The 655-nt window shown below is 76.2% G+C and carries 1 protein-coding gene; it reads left to right on the forward strand.

Annotated elements, in window-relative coordinates; translation table 11 throughout:
- The first annotated feature begins 226 nt into the window (after positions 1-226).
- Positions 227-604, forward strand: coding sequence for a hypothetical protein (locus GTW08_RS03905; RefSeq protein WP_139282736.1), 378 nt, complete (start codon positions 227-229; stop codon positions 602-604).
- Positions 605-655: the final 51 nt, after the last annotated feature.

Genomic DNA, 655 nt, shown 5'->3' on the forward strand with positions numbered 1-655 from the left:
CACCGCAGCAGCCGGCCCCGTCGCCGGTCGCCCGCGAGCAGCGCCCCGTCGGCGCCGAGCGCGACGGGTCCGCCCGTCCCGAGCGGACCGGTGTGCGGTACGCATGGGGGGAAGAGGCGTCCTGAGCGCCCCGGGACCGGATCGGGCCCGGTCCGTGCCCCACCGGCCCACGCCCCACGAAGGGCGTGGCGCCGGGAGAACCACCAGTGAAGAGGAGTGAGCCGCGGTGAGCGTGCAGTCCGCAGCTGAGCTGACCCGCGCGAGGACCGCGCGGCGGTACGTGGCGATCCTGCTCGTCGTCGCCGGCGTCATCGCCTGCGGCCTGAGCATCGCCGGGATCAGCGGGGGCGCGCTGGGCGAGTTCCGTCTGCTGGTCACCATCGGCTTCCTGCTGCTCGGTCCCGGCTGGGCCGCCGCGGGCTTCCTGCGCCGCGCGCCCGCCGCGCACGTCTGGCTCCTGACCCTCGGGGTCGGCACCGCCGTCACCCTGATCGGCGGCCAGCTCATGGTCAGCCTGGGGCTCTGGTACCCGAGCGTCGCCCTGTTCGTCGTCACGCTCCTGTCGGTCCCGTTCCTGCTGCGCCACGCCGTGGTGGCCCAGTGAGCGGGACCTTCCGGTGAGGCCGGTCGGGCCGGCGCGTCCCCGCCCCGCCGC

Origin of the sequence: Pseudonocardia sp. SID8383 (genome assembly GCF_009864975.1) — a bacterium.
In the GTDB taxonomy this organism is placed as follows: Bacteria; Actinomycetota; Actinomycetes; order Mycobacteriales; family Pseudonocardiaceae; genus Pseudonocardia; species Pseudonocardia alni.